The sequence below is a fragment of the Sphingobium sp. DC-2 genome (genome assembly GCF_000722555.1).
GTDB classification, from domain to species: domain Bacteria; phylum Pseudomonadota; class Alphaproteobacteria; order Sphingomonadales; family Sphingomonadaceae; genus Sphingobium; species Sphingobium quisquiliarum.
In genome coordinates this window covers 149130-166490 of record NZ_JNAC01000165.1, presented here as the reverse complement: position 1 = coordinate 166490, position 17361 = coordinate 149130, and the positions used below count along the sequence as shown (strand labels likewise).

Here is a 17361-nt window from a genome sequence, read left to right as displayed (position 1 = left end):
TATTGGCGGAGGGGTTTCTTGAACAATCCGGCTGTTCCTTCCTGGATACTGACGCTCGTCTGCGCGGACCGCGTCGGCATCGTCGCCGCCGTCAGCCAGTTCCTGGCCGAAAGAGGCGGCTTCATCACTGACAGCCAGCAATATGCCGACCGGGAAGCCGGGCGCTTCTTCATGCGGGTCGCGTTCGAAGCGACCGATGATCGCATGGCCGATACGGACCGGCTTTGCGCCGAGTTCGCTGGCATTGGCGCTCAATTCAGCATGGATTGGAGCCTGACGCCGTCGAACCACCGCCCGCGCATGCTGATCGCCGTATCAAAAGGATCGCATTGCCTGGCGGACCTGCTCCATCGCTGGCAGACCGGCATGCTCGCCATCGACATCATGGGCGTGGTGTCCAACCATCCCGACATGCGCCGGATCACCGAATGGCACGGCATCCCTTATCATGAGCTGCCGCCCAATGGCGACAAAGCCGTGCAAGAGACTAGTTTACTCGATATTTTCGACCGGACACGCTCCGATTATCTCATCCTCGCACGCTACATGCAGGTGCTGTCGGATGCGCTGGTCACGCGTATCGCGGGCCGGTGCATCAACATCCATCACAGCTTCCTGCCCAGCTTCAAGGGCGCGCGTCCCTATCACCGCGCGCATGATCGCGGCGTGAAACTGATCGGCGCGACCGCTCATTTCGTGACGGCTGACCTCGATGAAGGACCAATCATCGAACAGGCCGTGGAGCGTGTCGATCACCGCGCCACGGCGGAGGATATGATCCGTATCGGCCGCGACATCGAAGCGCAGGTGCTGGCACGGGCGGTCGGCTGGATCGCGGACCGCCGCGTGCTGCTGAACGGCGGAAAGACCGTCGTCTTCCGCTGATCAGATACCCAGCCTCGCCCAGAAATCATCCGGCGCGATCAATGCCGCAGCCGTTGGCCGCTGCACGCGCGACCAGCTTGAATGGGGGATATGAATCGCGGCCTGCCGCTGTGAATGCCGGGGCCGGGCGCGTCTGCTGGTTCTGCTGGTCATCGTCTTCTCCTTGCTCGGAGGAACACGATACCTTGCGTCGTCGCGTCAGTGCCGTGCGCTTTAGCCGTTGTTGACGCGGAGCAAGCTGTCATCCTTCAAAAGCCGCGGAGCCTAGGCTCAGGGCTTCTCTACTCTGCGCGTGGAGAAAGGAAAGATAGCTTTGCTTTAAGGCTGCGGATGATCTTTTGTCCCGACCCGCAAAAGTCTCCAGCAACTCCTATAGCGCTGGCACTCAATTCGCCCCGACCCGCTGCTCGAACGCGCCACCTGCCCCGTTCGAATATGGAAGCAGCAGTCGATGCCCTTCGGTGTGGAGAAAATAAAGCCGCCGGCACCACGCCTGCCGCTGCACAAGCTCCGGATGGATGAAGGTTAGATAATGCAGATGAGATGCACGATAGCGCGCGACAGCCTGGGACCGATATGGCCAATCAACTATGGACAACGGCTCGCATGATCGCAGCCGGTATGAAAAGAAGCTCGCGTCAACGCCTCGTCGAAATTAGAGGCCCAGGACGTTCAGAATGCAACGTTGTAGATGAACCACCCCATGATCAGCAGGCTGGTGGCTACACATAAACGATCGCCAAAAATATCGATCCGCGACATTGTTGAGCATCCTTCCTTAAGGCGATCTTTGTCGCCTGATAGAAAGTATAAACGACCGACGCGGAAAAAGGAACCGTCAAAGCAGGGGAAACTGCCCACATAATGGCATTTTTTAACGATAAACGTCCACCAAGCGCCTAAAAGCCTGCCTCACGGCAGTTCAAGCCGCGCCTTCACGCCGCCGCAGGATGGATTGCGTCGCTTCCACCGGCCCGCGATAGGCCTCCTGAAACTCCGCACTCCAATATTTCAAGTCATCCAGGTCGATTCGCTCACCGGATACGGCGCAAAGCACGAACTGCCCCGGCCGCACGACATCGAAATGCGGCGTGTGATAGCTCAGCACGGCAAGACCTTGAATATCGGCCATCAGTCGCCCGTCAGAATGCGATCGACCAACTGTTTGACGGTGGGCACGAACCCATTGGAATAGAATGGGTCTTGCTTGAACTTGTAGGCGCCATGCCCCGCGAACAGCAGATTCTTGTCCAGATCACCGCCATGGACCGCTTCCTGCAATGATTTTTGAATGCAGAAGCTGCGCGGATCTGCAAGACGGCCGGTCGAATTGGTCTCGCTGTCCATCCAACTGGAAAAGGCGCACTGGCTGAGGCAGCCCATGCAGTCGGTCTGGTCCTTGCGGATTTCCGCCTTCTCCTCTTCCGTAACGAAGACAAGCGTGTTGTCCGGCGTCTTGAGTGCGGAGGTGAAGCCTTGCCCCACCCACTCGCGCGCGCGCAGCAGGTCGCCGCGCGTCACCCAGAAATTCTTGCCTTTGACGCCCGCGTCGAGCTGATGCGTATGATCGCCCGCCTGCTCGGTGCTGAACGGAATCTGGCGCTCCGACCGCGCTTCCAACTGGCGCAGGAAGGGGTTGCGCACTGCTGAACTGTAAAAGCCGGTCGGCGAAAAGCGGTGCAGCAGGATGTCGCCGGGCTCAAGCTGCGTCAGCCGCTGCTTCCATTCCTGCGGGATAGGGCTTTCCTGCGTCAGCAAGGGCCGCGTGCCGAACTGAAATGCGATCGTGCCGAGTTCGGGATTGTCGATCCAGTCGTTCCAATCCTTTAGGTGCCATACGCCGCCCGCCATCACGATAGGCACCTCGTCCGAAATGCCGCCTTCGCGCATGGTGTCGCGCAGCGCCTTGACGCGGGGATAGGGATCCTGCGGCTCGCGGGGGTCCTCCGCATTGGACAGTCCGTTATGCCCGCCCGCAAGCCAGGGATCTTCATAGACCACCGCCGCCAGCCATTCCGACGCTTTCGAATAAGCGCGCTTCCACAGTGCCCGGAATGCGCGGCCGGAACTGACGATCGGCAGATAATTGACGCCATAGGAAGCGGCGATTTCGCTCAACTTGTAGGGCATGCCAGCGCCGCAGGTGACACCCGCCACCATGCCGCGCGTCTTTTCCAGCACGCCATGCAGCACGCGCTGCGCGCCGCCCATTTCCCACAGGATGTTGATGTTGATCGCACCCTTGCCGCCCGCAATCTCGAACGCGCGTTTCACCTGCTCGACCGCACCGTCGATTGCATAGGCGACCAGTTCTTCATGACGGTCGCGGCGGGTGCGGCCATGGTAGATTTGCGGGATGATATTCCCCATGCTGTCATAGCTGTCGGCATTGACGGCGGACACGGTGCCGATGCCGCCTGCCGCAGCCCATGCGCCGGAACTGGCATGGTTGGAAACGGCCACGCCCTTGCCGCCTTCGACCAGCGGCCACACTTCACGGCCACCGTAAATGATGGGCTTCAAACCCTTGAACAACGCTATCTCCCGCGCAAATCAGCCGCGTCTGCGGGCAATTTCAAACCTGCCCTATAGCAGCTTTGGCCCGCATGACGAAAGTTACGCGCGCGCCCTACCGCAAAATATCCGGGCTGGATAGTGCCCGTCCGTATAGCGCCGCATAAGCGTCCACCATGGCTGTCTCGTCAAAATCGCGCCGGGCACGCAGCCGGTTGGCTTCCCCCAGCCGCGCGCGCAACCCCGCATCGGACGCGAGGACAGCGAGCGCATCGGCCAGAGCATGCTCATCCTTGACCACGAAGCCGCGATTTTCAGGCGCCACCATCTGCATGACGTCGCCCACGTCCATGGACGCGACCGGCAGGCCTGCCGCCATTGCCTCCACCAGCGAAATCGGGAATTGCTCGCTGTCGGAAGACAGGGCGAAAATGTCCAGCAGCCCGATATAGCGCCATGGATCGGGCAGGAAGCCCGCCAGATGCAGATCGCTGATACCCTGTCGCCCTGCTTCGGCAAGGATGGCGTCCTTCTCCGGGCCCTCTCCCACGACGACCAGCTGCAACCGCTCTTTGTGCGGAGCAATCGCCCGGACCAGCCGGGGAATGTTCTTGACCGGGCGCAAACCGGCGAGCGTGCCAGCCAGCAGCTTGCCCGGCGAGCGAACAAGGCCGGGAATTGCCTCTGGAGCGGGTGGAACCGCATAACGCGCCACATCGATGCCGTTGCGGATGAGCCGTACCTTCCGGTCAGGCTGCCGCCACACACTCTGGGCAATGCCCTCCAGCTTCGTCGAAGGGACGACGATGGCGCAGCTGCCCTGAAAGGCAATGCGGCGGTACAGGTTCCGCTCCGGCTTGAGGCCAGCCGCCTCATCCACATTGAAGCCATCCTCATGATGGATGAGCGGCGGCAGGCGCATGAACGGCGCGCAGATGCGATGCGCCATGACCGCGTCCATCGCCCCCCAATTATAGGTGAGGATCAGGTCGAAACCCGTTAGGAAGCGGGCGATGCTCCGAAAGCGGGCCAAACCGGGCCACCCCTTCAATTGCGGCGGCGAAGGATAGTCCACCCGGATGGCAGGATCGATCGCCGCGCGCGCGTCCATGGCATCAGGATCGGCGCTGACGATGCTATGATGCGCGCGATCGCCCCACAGGTTCATGAGGCGGACGGCGCGTGCCTCCTTGCCGCCCAGGCTGAAACTGCCATGGATGTGGAGCAGCCGCGGCCGTCGCCCGGTGAAGTCAGCCATGGAGGACGCGCGCCAGCAACTGGTCGATGGCGCGCGCCGCTTCGGGCTCATCCAGCACCGGCGCATGGCCGACATTCTTCACGGTGACCAGTTCAGCCCCGCCGCCCATGTCCCGCACCATCCGTTCGGCCGTTTCGACGCTCAGAATATCCGAACGCTCGCCGCGCAATATCAATGCCGGAATGCCGCGAAAAGCCGCCATGGCGGGCCACATATCGACCCCGCCTTCCGCTCCGGCCACCCGCAAGGGTTCGGCGATGCGCATGTCGTAGTCGAGCACGATCCGCCCTCCGCTGTTCAGGCGATAGAGGCGCTTCGCCATCGCCAGCCATTGCTCCAGCCCATAGGCCGGGTAGATGTCGCGGTTCGCTTCTTCCAATGCCCGCGCCGCATGAACCCAGCTTGGATGCGACTGCCCCGTGCCGACCTGCGCCCTGATCCGCGCAAGGCCCGCCTGCTCAAGCGTGGGACCGATATCGTTCAGCAAGGCCCCGGCCAGCCATTCGCGATGGGTCGCGGCGATCAGCATGGTGATGAAGCCGCCCAGCGACGTGCCGACTGCCACGAAACGGGTGATCGCAAGGTCGCCGAGCAACCGGCTTATATCCTGTAGATAGTTGAAGGGGACATAGGTCATCGGGTCCTTGGCCTGCGCGCTTTCTCCGCGCCCGCGCATTTCCGGGCAGATCAGCCGCCACTCCCCGGCAAGCCTTTGCGCAAGCGGTTCGAAATCCCTTGCATTGCGGGTCAGCCCCGGCAGGCAAAGCAGTGGCGGCCGCCCATCCGATCCGCCATCATAATCGCGATAGTGAAGGCGGAGGCCGTCAGGGGACCACCAATATCCGTCCGTGAAGTTGCTCAACGGCCCTCTATCCTCAGCATGATCAAGCGCCCCATCTCCGGCTTGCCCGATGGCTCATATCGCTCCACGGGCAGCAGCCGCAAGTCAAAGAGATGAAGCGCCGCCGCTCGACGGACAGGAGCGCATCAAACGCATCTCGCTCCCTTCCCTAAAGCGCCGTTATCCTCCATATCGGCGCTATGTCCGCATCCCTGACTTCGATCGAACCGGCTACCGGCGCCCTCCTGTGGCAAGGCGCCGCAAGCAACGTGGAGGCCGAGGTCGCGCACGTGCGTGCCGGATGGCCGCGCTGGGCCGCGCAACCTGTCGCCTACCGCATCGAAACGCTGCGCCGCTTCGTCAATGTCGTCCGCGCCAATGAAGATGCTCTGGCCGATCTGATCGCACGCGAAACCGGCAAGCCTCTGTGGGACGCACGCACGGAGGTCGCCGCCGTGATGAACAAGGTCGACATTTCCGTCGCCGCTTATTCAGAACGCACCGGCCAGCGCCGTCTGGAAGCCGCGATGGGCGCCCGCCAGTCCGTCCGGCACAAGCCCCATGGCGTCATGGCGGTGCTTGGCCCTTATAATTTCCCGGCGCATCTGCCTAACGGGCATATTGTCCCGGCGCTGCTCGCGGGCAATGGCGTGGTTTTCAAACCGTCCGAACAGACTCCGGCGGTAGGCGAAATGCTGGTCCGCCTCTTCCATGAGGCAGGGGTGCCGCAGGACAGCCTGCGCCTCGTTCTGGGCGGGCCGGGTGAGGGGAAGGCGCTGACCGCGCACCCGGACGTGAACGGCATCCTCTTCACCGGCTCCGCGCAAACCGGCATCGCCATAAACCGGCAGTTCGCGGCCAATCCCGGCAAGATACTGGCGCTGGAGATGGGCGGCAACAATCCCATCATCGTATGGGACACACCGGACATTGCCAGCGCCGCCGTGCTCGTCGTCCAGTCCGCTTTCCTGTCGAGCGGGCAGCGCTGCACCGCGGCCAGCCGCCTGATCGTCAAGCAGGAACTGGCCGACATGCTGATTGCCGAGGTCAAGAAGATCGCCGACCGCCTGATCGTCGATCATCCCCATGCCGACCCCGCGCCTTTCATGGGGCCGGTCATCGACAACCGGGCGGCGGACCAGTTGACCGAAAGCTTCCTCTACCTGATGAGTCATGGCGGCCGCCCCATCAAACATATGGTGCGCCCCGTGCAGGATCGCCCATTCCTCAGCCCCGCGATCATCGATGTGACCGCCATGGAAGAACGGCCCGACATCGAACTGTTCGGGCCGCTGCTCCAGGTCATCCGCGTGCCGGATTTCGCCGCGGCCATCGCGGAAGCCAACAACAGCCGCTACGGGTTGTCGGCCTCGCTGGTCGGGGGATCGCCGGAACAATATAACCAGTTCTGGGCCAATGTCCGCGCGGGCATCGTCAACTGGAACCGCCCGACCAACGGCGCATCATCCTCCGCTCCGTTCGGCGGCCTCGGCATTTCGGGCAACCATCGCCCCAGCGCTTATTACGCGGCGGATTATTGCGCCTATCCCGTCGCATCGGCGGAGATCGAGCAGCCCCGCGCGTCCATTGGCGTTGGCCTCAAAGAAATCGATACCAGCGCCATGGGGGACTGATCCTTGGCCCCCCGCGCTCCCCGAAGGCAGGAGCCGGTTCCGCGCTCTGTCACCCCCGCGCAAAATTTTCCTACGCGGCTGGCAAAGCATTCTGAATTGAAAGGCGAATGCGCTTCCGCCATCTGGCCATCATGGCTGACATTGCACCTTCCACCGTTTACCTCGTCGGCGCGGGTCCTGGCGACCCGGAGCTGCTGACGCTGCGCGCCGCCCGGCTGATCGGCGCGGCGCAGGTGATCGTGCATGATGGACTGGTGTCGGGCGAGATACTGGCGCTGGCCTCGCCACAGGCGGAACTGATCTCCGTCGCGAAGCAGCGCAGCCGCCATTCCATGCCGCAGGACCGGATCAACGCCCTGCTGGTCGAACTGGCGCTGGCCGGCCGCTGCGTGGTGCGGCTGAAAGGCGGCGATCCCTTCGTCTTCGGGCGGGGCGGCGAGGAAATGGAGGCATGCCGGGCCGCTGGCGTGCCGGTGGAAATTGTGCCCGGCATCAGCGCGGCGATCGGCTGCGCGGCGCAGGCGCAGCTTCCGCTCACCCATCGCGATGCGGCGAGCGCAGTCACCTTCGTCGCTGGCCAGTGCAAGGGGTTGACGGATCAGGACTGGTCCGGCCTTGCGGGTCATGGGCGCACGCTCGTTATCTACATGGGCGTGGCAACGGCGGCCGACATTGCCGACAAGCTGATCACTGACGGCGTTTCGCCCGCCATTCCGGTGGCGGTGCTGGAAAATGGCACGCGTGCGGACATGCGGACCTTGCGCACCTTGCTTGCCGACCTCGGCGACATGGTTGCGCGGGAGAAGGTGAGAAGCCCGGCGCTGATTGTCGTGGGCGACGTGGCGGCCTATGCGCTGGCGCAGGACGTGCTGCCCGGCTGGGCCGCGCAGATGAATAATGGGGCGGAGATGCATTCGTGAAGATTTTGACAGGCAATGACCTGGGCACCGGAGACGTCATCTGGTGGGCAGGCGACGGCTGGTCGCGGCATGTGGGCGATTCGGTCGACGTCGCGGACAAGGGCGAGGAACTGGCGCGGGCCGAAGAAGCCGCGCTGCGCGTGGTCGCCCCCTACGTGATCGACGCCACCGTGACGGACGAAGGCGTGCGGCCCGCGCATATCAAGGACCGCATACGCGCTCTCGGCCCCACCGTGCGCCCAGACCTGACACTGAAACCGAATGACGCCGACACCGGCAATTGGGTGATCTGAAATGTACCGTTACGACAGCTATGACCAGTCCATCGTCGATGCCCGCGTCGAGGAGTTTCGCGATCAGGTGCAGCGCCGCCTTGCAGGCCAGCTGACCGAGGATCAGTTCAAGCCGCTGCGGCTGATGAACGGCCTCTATCTCCAGCTGCACGCCTATATGCTGCGGGTCGCCATCCCTTATGGCACGCTCAATGCGCGGCAGATGCGCAAGCTGGGCGAAATCGCGCGCAAATATGACAAGGGCTACGGCCATTTCACCACGCGCACCAACCTGCAATATAACTGGATCAAGCTGGCTGACGCGCCCGACATTCTGGCGGAGCTGGCGACCGTCGAGATGCATGCCATCCAGACGAGCGGCAATTGCATCCGCAACATTTCGTCTGACCAATATGCAGGCGTCGCGGCCGATGAAGTGGCGGACCCCCGCCCGTGGGCGGAACTGCTGCGCCAGTGGTCGACCTTCCACCCGGAATTCACCTATCTGCCGCGCAAGTTCAAGATTTGCGTGATTGCGAGCGAGGAAGACCGTGCGGCGATGCGCCTGCACGACATCGGCCTCAAGCTGGTGCAGCGCGACGGACGGATCGGCGCGGAAGTCTATGCCGGTGGCGGCATGGGCCGGACCCCCATGGTCGGGCCGCTTATCAAGGACTTCGTGCCCGAAGATGAGATTGTGTCTTATCTGGAGGCCTGCCTGCGTGTCTACAACCGCTATGGCCGCCGCGACAACAAGTTCAAGGCGCGGATCAAGATCCTGGTCCATGAACTCGGCGTCGAGGAATATAAGCGCCAGGTGGAGGAGGAGTTCGCCCATATGCGAACGCTCGGCCTCAACCCGCCCACGGAAGAACTTGACCGAATCCGGCCCTACTTCGCCAATCCGGCCTATGAGCAAGGGTTGAGCGACGAGATCGACCGCAGTGATCCGGCCTTCGCCCTATGGGTGGACCGGCAAGTCGCGGCGCACAAGCAGCCCGGTTACGCCATCGTCAACATCAGCCTGAAACCCCGCGGCGGCATTCCGGGCGATGCTTCGGCCGAACAGATCGAGTTGGTGGCCGACCTTGCGGAGCGATATTCGATCGACGAACTGCGCGTCACCCATGCGCAGAACCTCGTCCTGCCGCATGTGAAGAAGGCGGATCTTTACGCCATCTGGCAGAAGCTGGATGAAGCCGGACTGGCGGAGGCTAATCTGGACCTGATCGGCGACATCATCGCTTGCCCCGGTCTAGACTATTGCAGCCTTGCCAATGCGCGGTCGATCCCGCTGGCGCAGAAGCTGTCGGATCGGTTCGGATCGCCGGAGCGGCAGAAGGAACTGGGCGAATTGAAGCTCAAAATCTCCGGCTGCATCAACGCCTGCGGCCACCACCATGCCGGGCATATCGGCATTTTGGGCGTGGACCGGAAGGGTGTGGAGAATTTCCAGCTGCTGCTGGGCGGATCGGGCGCGCAGGATGCCTCGCTGGGGCAGATCACCGGGCCGGGCTTTTCGGAGGACGGCGTGGTCGACGCCATTGAAAAGGTGACCAACGTCTATCTCGCTGAGCGGCAGAGCGGTGAACGCTTTCTCGACACCTATCGCCGTCTCGGCATGAAGCCCTTCAAGGAGGCGATCTATGGTTGAGTTCCTGACCTTCCGCGAAGGCGAAGCCGCGCAGGAACCGGCGGTGACGGTCGAATCCTTCACCGGCCAGTCCAATTCGACCGCCGTGCGGATCGAAGCGGGCGAGGATGCGCGCGAACTTCTGCCCTATCTCGACCGGCTGTCGCTGGTCGAAGTGAACTTCCCCGCCTTTGGCGACGGCCGCGGCTATTCGGCGGCGCGTATCCTGCGTGAAGCAGGATATCAGGGCGAATTGCGCGCGGTCGGCGACGTGCTCGTCGACCAGTTGGTCGCCATGCGGCGCTGCGGCTTTGACAGCTTCCGGCCCGACAAGGCGCTGGACGATGCCGCCGTGGAACGCGCCCTCAATCGTTATGCCGACGTCTATCAAAAGACTGTCGATGGCCGCAGCCCGGTCTGGGCAAAGCGGCACCCGGAGAATGTGAATGGCTGAACCTGCCCGCCAGCTTGACGTGATCGACGCGCGGCCCGCCTTTTCCCAGGCGGACGCGGACGCCCTCAATACGCGTTTCGAAGGCGTCGATACGCTGACGATGTTGAAGACCGTCTTTTCCGAAGGGCTGGCCGGGAATGTCGCGGTCGTTTCGTCCTTCGGTACGGAAAGCGCCGTGCTGCTCGACCTTGTGGCCAAGGCGGACAGGAATGTGCCCGTGATCTTCGTCGATACGCTCAAGATGTTCGGCGAGACCCTGGCCTATCGTGACACGCTGATCGACAGCTTCGGCTTTACCGACAGCCGCACGGTCACGCCGCTGGCCGATGTGCTTGCCAAGAAGGACGAGACGGGCCTGCGCTGGTCCTATGACCCCGATGGCTGCTGCGAAATCCGCAAGGTGGAGCCGATGCATCGCGCCAAGGAAGGGCTCGACGCTTGGATTTCGGGGCGCAAGGCCTTCCAGTCCGTGACGCGGCAGAACCTGCCCCGCTTCGAAATCGAGGACGGCCGGTTAAAGATCAACCCGCTCGGCGACTGGACCAAGTCGGACCTGGAAGCCTATTTCGAGGAGCATCAACTACCCCGCCATCCGCTCGAAGCACAGGGTTACCTGTCGATCGGATGCGAACCCTGCACGTCCAAGGTTCTGCCCGGCGAGGACCCGCGCGCAGGCCGCTGGCGCGGCTGGGACAAGGTGGAATGCGGCATCCACTCGCCCGTGACGCCAATTCCTGCGCCTGTGGCCGATCCCGAAGACCCGGCCAACCAGCCTGTCTTCTAAGCTCAGGCAGTTTGGAATAAGCGCAACGTGATCCTGCAAAGGCAGGAGCCCAGTTCAGCGGCGGGAACTGGGCTCCTGTCCGCGCATGAGCACGTCCGGGTCGACCAAAGGCTTTGGCAGTCGCCCTCCCCAAAGCCGGACTTGCCCCCTGGCTCCATAGCCGGTTACGACATGCCTCCCAAGCATGATGACGCAAGGCCCAGCCGGACCTAAGGCTGACATCTGCTTTTCGAACAGAGGAATGCCATGGCTGTCGAACTCACGATCCTTGCCTGGAGCTGCGTGCTTCTGCTGGTCCATATCTTCGCCGCAGCGCACATCAAGACGAAGCAATATGGGACAAAGTGGAATATGGGCGCACGGGACGAAACGCTGCCGCCGCTCGATCCGGTGGGCGGACGGCTCGTGCGCGCGCAGGCCAATTTCCTGGAAACATACCCCATCGCCATCATCTGCCTTTTGGGCGTGGTGATCGCCGGCAAGACGAGCGGCCCTACGGCTGTTGGCGGCTGGCTGTGGCTCGGTGCGCGCGCTGTCTATCTGCCGCTATATGGCATGGGCGTGCCGGTCGTCCGCACCCTGGTCTATGGCATCAGCATGGTCGGTCTGGCGCTGGTCTTTCAGGCGTTCGTTTCGGGCTGAGCCACGCGGCGGGGCTGCCCCCTACTCGTAATCCGCCATATATCCGCCTTCGGCCAGATCGGAGAAGCGCGTGATCTTGGCATCGAACTTCATTCGGATGCGCCCGGTGGAGCCGTGACGCTGCTTGGCGACGATCAGTTCGGCCAGGCCGTAGATGCGCTCCATCTCCTGCGCCCATTCCAGATGCTCGGAACCTTCCTTGTTCCCCGGCTCCTTGGCGGCGACATAATAATCTTCACGGAACACGAACCAGACCATGTCCGCGTCCTGCTCGATCGATCCCGATTCGCGCAGGTCCGACAGTTGCGGGCGCTTGTCCTCGCGCTGCTCGACCGCGCGGCTTAGCTGCGACAGCGCCAGAACCGGAACGTTAAGTTCCTTCGCCAAGGTCTTCAAACCACGGGAAATTTCCGAAATTTCCTGAACGCGATTGTCGCCGCCCTTGCCCGTGCCTTGCAGCAGCTGGAGATAATCGACGATGACCAGACCAATGTCATGGCGGCGCTTCAAACGGCGCGCGCGCGTGCGCAATGCCGCGATCGTCAGGCCGGGCGTGTCATCGATGAACAGCGGCAGTTCCTGAAGCTCACGCGCGGCGCGGGACAGGTTCTGGAAATCCGCGCGGCTGATCTTGCCCATGCGCAGCGCTTCGCCGCTGATGCCTGATTGTTCCGCGAGCACGCGGGTCGCCAACTGGTCGGCCGACATTTCCAGACTGAAAAAGGCGGTCTTCGCGCCCATATTCTTTTCCGGCGGAATACCATCGGCATGATCACGCATCCAGCGGGAAGCGGCATTATAGGCGATGTTGGTCGCCAGCGACGTCTTTCCCATGCCCGGCCGCCCGGCCAGGATCATGAGGTCCGAATTGTGAAGGCCGCCGATCTTTTCATTGAGGCTGTTAAGCCCGGTGGTGATCCCCGACACGTGGCCGCCGCTGTTGAGCGCGCGTTCGGCCACCTGCACCGCCATGGTCGTCGCCGTGGCGAAGCTCTTGACCGAGCCGACTTCGCCTTCCCCTTCGGACACCTTGTAAAGCGCGACTTCCGCCTGCTCGATCTGCTCGCGCGGGTTGACGTCCTCGCTTGTATCTAAAGCATTTTCAACCAGTTCCCGCCCGACATTCACAAGCTGGCGCAGCAGAGCAAGATCGTAAATCTGGCTCGCGAAATCACGCGCGCCCAGCAGGGCCGCGCCATTGCCCGTCAGCTGCGCCAGATAACCGACGCCGCCCAATTCCTTGAGCGCCGGGTCCTGCTCCAGCAACGGTTTCAGAGTCACCGGGTTCGCGACCATGTCGCGCTCCACCAGCTTCATCACCGCTTCGTAGATGCGGCCGTGCAGCGGCTCGAAAAAATGTTCCGGCTTCAGCTTGAGCTGCACATCCTCAGCAATGCGGTTGTCGATCATCAGCGCGCCCAGCAGCGCGGCTTCCGCCTCGACATTGCGGGGGAGTTCAGTGACGCCAGTTTCCACGGCGGGGTTAATCTGCACCAGTTCGACCATGCGCTCCTCATCGCGCCAGCAGCCCGCCAGCGCAAGCGGGAAGCTGTGCCGCCACGGGCAAAGCTGTGGAGAACTCCCCTTGCTTTTCGCCGCCGCCCGCCGCACTGACCATAGGCTTAATGGCCGACCCGCGCATCATCGATATCACGCTGGACGAGCGGACGATCCTGTGGCGCAGCGCCGATGTCGAACAGGAGCGCCGCATCGCCATATTCGACCTGCTGGAGGAGAATTTCTTCGCTCCCCAGCGCGTCCATGCCGACGGCTATGCGGGCCCCTATCGCGTGCTGCTGCGCGTCGAGGAGGGGCGGCTGGTGATCGAGATCAAGCGGGAGGATGGCGAACCGCTGGAGGCGATCATCCTCAGCCTCGGCCGGTTCCGCAGGCCCATTCGCGATTATTTCGCCATCTGCGACAGCTATTATCAGGCGATCAACAACGCATCGCCGCAGCAGATCGAAACGGTGGACATGGCCCGCCGCGCCATCCACAATGACGCTGCGGAAATGCTGATCGAACGGCTGGACGGCAAGATAAAGGTCGATTTCGATACGGCCAGGCGCCTGTTCACGCTCATCTGCGTGCTGCATATCAAGGGGTAAGGGGGCTCATCATCCGTCAGCTTTCAACAGGCCAGTATCTGGCCCGCTTTCTGGCGGGCGCGGCCGTCCTCGCCCTGCTGGCGATGGCGCTGTGGCTCTATGCGCGCGGGTGGGCGCCCGACCGCAGCGTCTATCCGGTGCAGGGCGTGACGATCAGCGCCGATAACGGCGCTATCGACTGGGGGACGCTCGCCGCCAACGGCGTGGATTTCGCCTATATCCGCGCGGCGAAGGGGGCTGATGGGCGCGATCCCGCCTTTGCCCGCAACTGGTCGGCCGCGCGGTCGGCGGGTCTGCGCTACGGCGCTTCGCTTGATTTCAGCCTGTGCAAGCGCGCGGCCGAACAGGCGACGCGCTTCGTGACGACAGTGCCGCGCGACAATGCCGCCCTGCCCCCGGTCATCCGGCTTTCTTTCGACCCGTCATGCAGCGCCCGGCCGGAGCGGGATGCCGTGCTGTCGGAACTCAATACGCTGGTCAATCTGGTCGAAAGCAATGCGCGCAAGCCAGCGCTGCTCAACATCTCGCCCGATTTCGAGGAGCGCTACGACATAGCATCGGGCATCAATCGCACGCTGTGGCTGGACGGCAATTTCTTCCCGCCTGACTATGCGACACGTAAATGGGTGATGTGGACAGCCAATGACATGCGGCATATCGACGGTGTCGAAGGACCCGTCAGATGGGGTGTCGTCGCGCCATGAGTCGAGCAGAAGGCCCGATCAGCCAGTTGATCGAAGCGGCGCGCATGGCCCGGAACAATGGCTATGCGCCCTATAGCCGCTTCACCGTTGGCGCTGCCGTCCGCCTGACGGATGGCGAGATCATCGCTGGCGCCAATTTCGAAAATGCCAGCCTTGGCCTGTCGCTCTGCGCCGAAACCGTGGCGCTGGCCGCGGCAAACGCCCAGGGCCGCCTGGCCGATGTCGAAGCGATCGCGGTGACAGGCGGACCCGCCGATGCCCCGGATGGTCCGGTCATCACGCCCTGCGGCCGGTGCAGGCAGATATTGAACGAAGCCGAACAGGTGGCGGGCCGCTCCATTTCCATTTATTGCGCTGATGGAAAAGGCAGCGCGGTGGTCGAACATAGCGTCGCCGCATTGCTGCCCTTTGCTTTCAACCCCAATGACTTGGGAACCACTTCTCACAGGAAAAGCTAGATAGTCATGTCGATTTTGTCGGATAAGTGGATTCGCGAACAGGCCCTGTCCAGCGGGATGATCGAACCCTTTGTGGAAAGCCAGAGGCGCGATGGCTGCATCAGCTACGGCCTGTCCTCCTACGGCTATGACGCGCGCGTGGCCGACGAGTTCAAGATCTTCACCAATGTCGACAGCGCCGTGGTCGATCCGAAGGATTTCGCGTCCAACAGCTTTGTCGATCGCAAGACGGACTGCTGCATCATCCCGCCCAACAGCTTCGCCCTGGCCCGCACGGTCGAATATTTCCGCGTGCCCCGCGACGTGCTGGTGATCTGCCTTGGCAAGTCCACCTATGCCCGTTGCGGCATCATCGTGAACGTGACGCCGCTCGAACCGGGCTGGGAAGGCCATGTGACGCTGGAATTTTCCAACACCACCCCCCTCCCCGCGAAAATCTACGCCAATGAAGGCGCATGCCAGTTCCTGTTCCTGCAAGGCAATGAGCCGTGCGAGGTCAGCTATGCGGATCGCGCGGGCAAATATATGGGACAGCAGGGGGTGACATTGCCTCGGCTGTAAAGCCGTGCGACATTGGGCCATGAAGCTCATGCGGTCGCCGCCATGTTGAACTTTCTGCGCCGCCCAAAGCCGCGAACCACGCCGTCCAGCATCGGAGAGGATGTGCGGGTCTATGCCATTGGCGACATCCACGGGCGGCTCGACCTGTTCGACCAATTGATGGATATGATCGCACAGGACGAGGCAGCGCGCCCGCCCCTTCCCCGCCTGCTGATCCTGCTGGGCGACCTGATCGATCGCGGCCCGCATTCCGCTCAGATGATCGACCGCGCCATCGCTCTCGCTCGCTCCAGCGCTAATGTCCGCTTCCTCAAGGGCAATCATGAGGAAGTCTTCGTCGCAGCGGCGCGTGGCAGCGCCCCGAATGCGGCCGCTTTCCGGCGGATAGGCGGCGCGGAAACGCTGAAAAGCTACGGACTGCCGACGCAGGAGTGCGCGGCGATGGACGAAGACGAACTCGCCCAATGGATGCTGTCTCACGTGCCGCGCGGCCATGTCGATTTTGCCGATGATTTCGAAGACATGGCCATCGTTGGCGATTATCTGTTCGTCCATGCCGGAATTCGCCCGCGTGTCCGGCTGGAAGCGCAGGCTTCTGCCGACCTGCACTGGATCAGGGGCGATTTCCTTAAATATGGCGGCGATCATGGCCGCATGGTCATCCACGGTCACAGCATCACCGATGATGTGGACGAACGGTCCAACCGCATCGGCATCGACACCGGCGCATGGCGAAGCGGCAAGCTGACCGCCATCGGCCTGCAAGGCACGGAACGCTGGTTCCTCCAGACCCGAACGCCTTTAATAAGGAAAAAGGCCAGCCATCCGATGGACAGCCGACCTTTTCAAAAGCCCTGAAAGCTGATGGATCAGGCGACCTTGGTCGCCACCTCCATCGCTTCGTCTGGATCGCGCAGCACATAGCCGCGGCCCCAGACGGTCTCGATATAATTGTCGCCGCCGCACGCCAGCGCCAGCTTCTTGCGCAGCTTGCAGATGAACACGTCGATGATCTTGAGTTCGGGTTCGTCCATGCCGCCATACAGGTGGTTCAGGAACATTTCCTTCGTCAGCGTCGTGCCCTTGCGGAGCGAAAGAAGCTCCAGCATCGCATATTCCTTGCCGGTCAGGTGGACGCGATTGCCATCGACCTCCACCGTCTTGGCGTCAAGATTGACCGCCAGCTTGCCGGTGCGGATGACCGATTGCGAATGACCCTTCGACCGGCGGACCACCGCATGGATGCGGGCGATGAGTTCTTCGCGGTGGAACGGCTTGGTCACATAATCGTCCGCGCCAAAGCCGAAGGAACGGACCTTGCTGTCCATTTCCGCAATGCCCGAAAGGATCAGGACCGGCGTCTGCACCTTTGCCGCGCGCAGCTTCTTGAGCACGTCATAACCGTGCATGTCCGGCAGGTTCAGGTCCAGGCAGATGATGTCATAATCATACAGCTTGCCCAGATCGAGCCCCTCTTCGCCCAGATCCGTGGTGTAGACGTTGAAGCCTTCGGTCGTGAGCATCAGCTCGATCGCCTTGGCGGTAGTCGGTTCGTCTTCGATTAGCAGAACGCGCATATGAAGCCCCTGTCCTTGCAGATCCCGTCAACCCCTCAGAACGGCGTCTGCTCCAATTCATTAACCAAAAAACTTCTGAAGGACAAAGGTTAATTTTTCGCTAACCCGCAGAAATC

Annotated in this window: 19 protein-coding genes; 13 read left to right on the top strand and 6 right to left on the bottom strand. The window is 62.4% G+C overall.

Annotated elements, in window-relative coordinates:
• The first annotated feature begins 18 nt into the window (after positions 1–18).
• Positions 19–885, top strand: coding sequence for a formyltetrahydrofolate deformylase (purU, locus tag ET21_RS0124815; protein WP_030541775.1), 867 nt, complete (start codon positions 19–21; stop codon positions 883–885).
• Positions 886–1807: 922 nt separating this feature from the next.
• Here the strand turns inward: purU and ET21_RS0124800 are convergent.
• The 4 genes from ET21_RS0124800 to ET21_RS0124785 form a co-directional block, all read right to left on the bottom strand.
• A complete protein-coding gene (locus ET21_RS0124800) occupies positions 1808–2017 on the bottom strand; it encodes a DUF2093 domain-containing protein (RefSeq protein WP_021237235.1) in 210 nt (69 codons plus the stop codon).
• Positions 2017–3420, bottom strand: coding sequence for a nitronate monooxygenase family protein (locus tag ET21_RS0124795; RefSeq protein WP_030541774.1), 1404 nt, complete (start codon positions 3418–3420; stop codon positions 2017–2019). Before ET21_RS0124795 ends, ET21_RS0124800 begins: the two co-directional genes overlap by 1 nt.
• A 94-nt stretch (positions 3421–3514) precedes the next feature.
• A complete protein-coding gene (locus ET21_RS0124790) occupies positions 3515–4657 on the bottom strand; it encodes a glycosyltransferase family 4 protein (RefSeq protein ID WP_030541773.1) in 1143 nt (380 codons plus the stop codon).
• Complete coding sequence (locus tag ET21_RS0124785) at positions 4650–5519, bottom strand: alpha/beta fold hydrolase (RefSeq protein WP_030541772.1); 870 nt, start codon at positions 5517–5519, stop codon at positions 4650–4652. Before ET21_RS0124785 ends, ET21_RS0124790 begins: the two co-directional genes overlap by 8 nt.
• 179 nt (positions 5520–5698) lie before the next feature.
• On the opposite strand from ET21_RS0124785, the gene astD reads away from it, so the two are divergent.
• The 7 genes from astD (at position 5699) to ET21_RS0124750 (ending at position 11837) form a co-directional block, all read left to right on the top strand.
• Positions 5699–7132 carry a succinylglutamate-semialdehyde dehydrogenase gene (astD, locus tag ET21_RS0124780; protein ID WP_030541771.1) on the top strand — a complete coding sequence of 478 codons (1434 nt, stop codon included), beginning with the start codon at positions 5699–5701 and terminating at the stop codon, positions 7130–7132.
• A gap of 131 nt (positions 7133–7263) precedes the next feature.
• Positions 7264–8052 (top strand): uroporphyrinogen-III C-methyltransferase, encoded by a 789-nt coding sequence (gene cobA / locus ET21_RS0124775; protein ID WP_030541770.1) that lies wholly within the window; start codon positions 7264–7266, stop codon positions 8050–8052.
• Positions 8049–8345, top strand: a complete 297-nt coding sequence (locus ET21_RS0124770) for a DUF2849 domain-containing protein (RefSeq protein WP_021237229.1) — start codon at positions 8049–8051, stop codon at positions 8343–8345. Before cobA ends, ET21_RS0124770 begins: the two co-directional genes overlap by 4 nt.
• Position 8346: 1 nt before the next feature.
• Positions 8347–9978 (top strand): nitrite/sulfite reductase, encoded by a 1632-nt coding sequence (locus tag ET21_RS0124765; protein ID WP_030541769.1) that lies wholly within the window; start codon positions 8347–8349, stop codon positions 9976–9978.
• A complete protein-coding gene (locus ET21_RS0124760; protein ID WP_021237227.1) occupies positions 9971–10411 on the top strand; it encodes a DUF934 domain-containing protein in 441 nt (146 codons plus the stop codon). The genes ET21_RS0124765 and ET21_RS0124760 overlap by 8 nt, the downstream gene beginning before the upstream one ends.
• Positions 10404–11195, top strand: coding sequence for a phosphoadenylyl-sulfate reductase (locus ET21_RS0124755; RefSeq protein WP_030541768.1), 792 nt, complete (start codon positions 10404–10406; stop codon positions 11193–11195). The genes ET21_RS0124760 and ET21_RS0124755 overlap by 8 nt, the downstream gene beginning before the upstream one ends.
• A 246-nt stretch (positions 11196–11441) precedes the next feature.
• Positions 11442–11837, top strand: a complete 396-nt coding sequence (locus tag ET21_RS0124750) for an MAPEG family protein (RefSeq protein ID WP_030541767.1) — start codon at positions 11442–11444, stop codon at positions 11835–11837.
• 21 nt (positions 11838–11858) lie between these two features.
• Here the strand turns inward: ET21_RS0124750 and ET21_RS0124745 are convergent, their stop codons facing one another.
• Positions 11859–13343 (bottom strand): replicative DNA helicase, encoded by a 1485-nt coding sequence (locus tag ET21_RS0124745; RefSeq protein WP_030541766.1) that lies wholly within the window; start codon positions 13341–13343, stop codon positions 11859–11861.
• Between the two features lie 119 nt (positions 13344–13462).
• Between ET21_RS0124745 and ET21_RS0124740 the strand changes: the two genes are divergently transcribed.
• The 5 genes from ET21_RS0124740 to ET21_RS0124720 all read left to right on the top strand — a co-directional run bounded on the left by ET21_RS0124740 (position 13463) and on the right by ET21_RS0124720 (position 16526).
• Positions 13463–13945 carry a UPF0262 family protein gene (locus tag ET21_RS0124740; RefSeq protein WP_021237223.1) on the top strand — a complete coding sequence of 161 codons (483 nt, stop codon included), beginning with the start codon at positions 13463–13465 and terminating at the stop codon, positions 13943–13945.
• An 83-nt stretch (positions 13946–14028) separates the two neighbouring features.
• On the top strand, positions 14029–14649 hold the full coding sequence (locus tag ET21_RS0124735; protein WP_021237222.1) for a GH25 family lysozyme: 621 nt from the start codon (positions 14029–14031) through the stop codon (positions 14647–14649).
• Positions 14646–15107 carry a cytidine deaminase gene (gene cdd / locus ET21_RS0124730; RefSeq protein WP_030541764.1) on the top strand — a complete coding sequence of 154 codons (462 nt, stop codon included), beginning with the start codon at positions 14646–14648 and terminating at the stop codon, positions 15105–15107. Before ET21_RS0124735 ends, cdd begins: the two co-directional genes overlap by 4 nt.
• Before the next feature lie 6 nt (positions 15108–15113).
• Positions 15114–15668, top strand: a complete 555-nt coding sequence (dcd, locus tag ET21_RS0124725; protein WP_021237220.1) for a dCTP deaminase — start codon at positions 15114–15116, stop codon at positions 15666–15668.
• Between the two features lie 42 nt (positions 15669–15710).
• Positions 15711–16526 (top strand): metallophosphoesterase, encoded by an 816-nt coding sequence (locus ET21_RS0124720; RefSeq protein ID WP_081856864.1) that lies wholly within the window; start codon positions 15711–15713, stop codon positions 16524–16526.
• 11 nt (positions 16527–16537) lie between these two features.
• Here the strand turns inward: ET21_RS0124720 and ctrA are convergent, their stop codons facing one another.
• Entirely contained in the window at positions 16538–17245 is a 708-nt protein-coding gene (gene ctrA / locus ET21_RS0124715; RefSeq protein ID WP_021237218.1) for a response regulator transcription factor CtrA, read from the bottom strand.
• Between the last annotated feature and the right edge of the window lie 116 nt (positions 17246–17361).

Bases quoted from the DNA above. Each gene is read 5' to 3' on its own strand.
- ET21_RS0124800 (WP_021237235.1), bottom strand. From the start codon at position 2,017: ATGGCCGATATTCAAGGTCTTGCCGTGCTGAGCTATCACACGCCGCAT.
- ET21_RS0124790 (WP_030541773.1), bottom strand. From the start codon at position 4,657: ATGGCTGACTTCACCGGGCGACGGCCGCGGCTGCTCCACATCCATGGC.
- astD (WP_030541771.1), top strand. From the start codon at position 5,699: ATGTCCGCATCCCTGACTTCGATCGAACCGGCTACCGGCGCCCTCCTG.
- cobA (WP_030541770.1), top strand. From the start codon at position 7,264: ATGGCTGACATTGCACCTTCCACCGTTTACCTCGTCGGCGCGGGTCCT.
- ET21_RS0124765 (WP_030541769.1), top strand. From the start codon at position 8,347: ATGTACCGTTACGACAGCTATGACCAGTCCATCGTCGATGCCCGCGTC.
- ET21_RS0124760 (WP_021237227.1), top strand. From the start codon at position 9,971: ATGGTTGAGTTCCTGACCTTCCGCGAAGGCGAAGCCGCGCAGGAACCG.
- ET21_RS0124755 (WP_030541768.1), top strand. From the start codon at position 10,404: ATGGCTGAACCTGCCCGCCAGCTTGACGTGATCGACGCGCGGCCCGCC.
- ET21_RS0124750 (WP_030541767.1), top strand. From the start codon at position 11,442: ATGGCTGTCGAACTCACGATCCTTGCCTGGAGCTGCGTGCTTCTGCTG.
- ET21_RS0124745 (WP_030541766.1), bottom strand. From the start codon at position 13,343: ATGGTCGAACTGGTGCAGATTAACCCCGCCGTGGAAACTGGCGTCACT.
- ET21_RS0124740 (WP_021237223.1), top strand. From the start codon at position 13,463: ATGGCCGACCCGCGCATCATCGATATCACGCTGGACGAGCGGACGATC.
- ET21_RS0124735 (WP_021237222.1), top strand. From the start codon at position 14,029: ATGGCGCTGTGGCTCTATGCGCGCGGGTGGGCGCCCGACCGCAGCGTC.
- cdd (WP_030541764.1), top strand. From the start codon at position 14,646: ATGAGTCGAGCAGAAGGCCCGATCAGCCAGTTGATCGAAGCGGCGCGC.
- dcd (WP_021237220.1), top strand. From the start codon at position 15,114: ATGTCGATTTTGTCGGATAAGTGGATTCGCGAACAGGCCCTGTCCAGC.
- ET21_RS0124720 (WP_081856864.1), top strand. From the start codon at position 15,711: ATGTTGAACTTTCTGCGCCGCCCAAAGCCGCGAACCACGCCGTCCAGC.
- ctrA (WP_021237218.1), bottom strand. From the start codon at position 17,245: ATGCGCGTTCTGCTAATCGAAGACGAACCGACTACCGCCAAGGCGATC.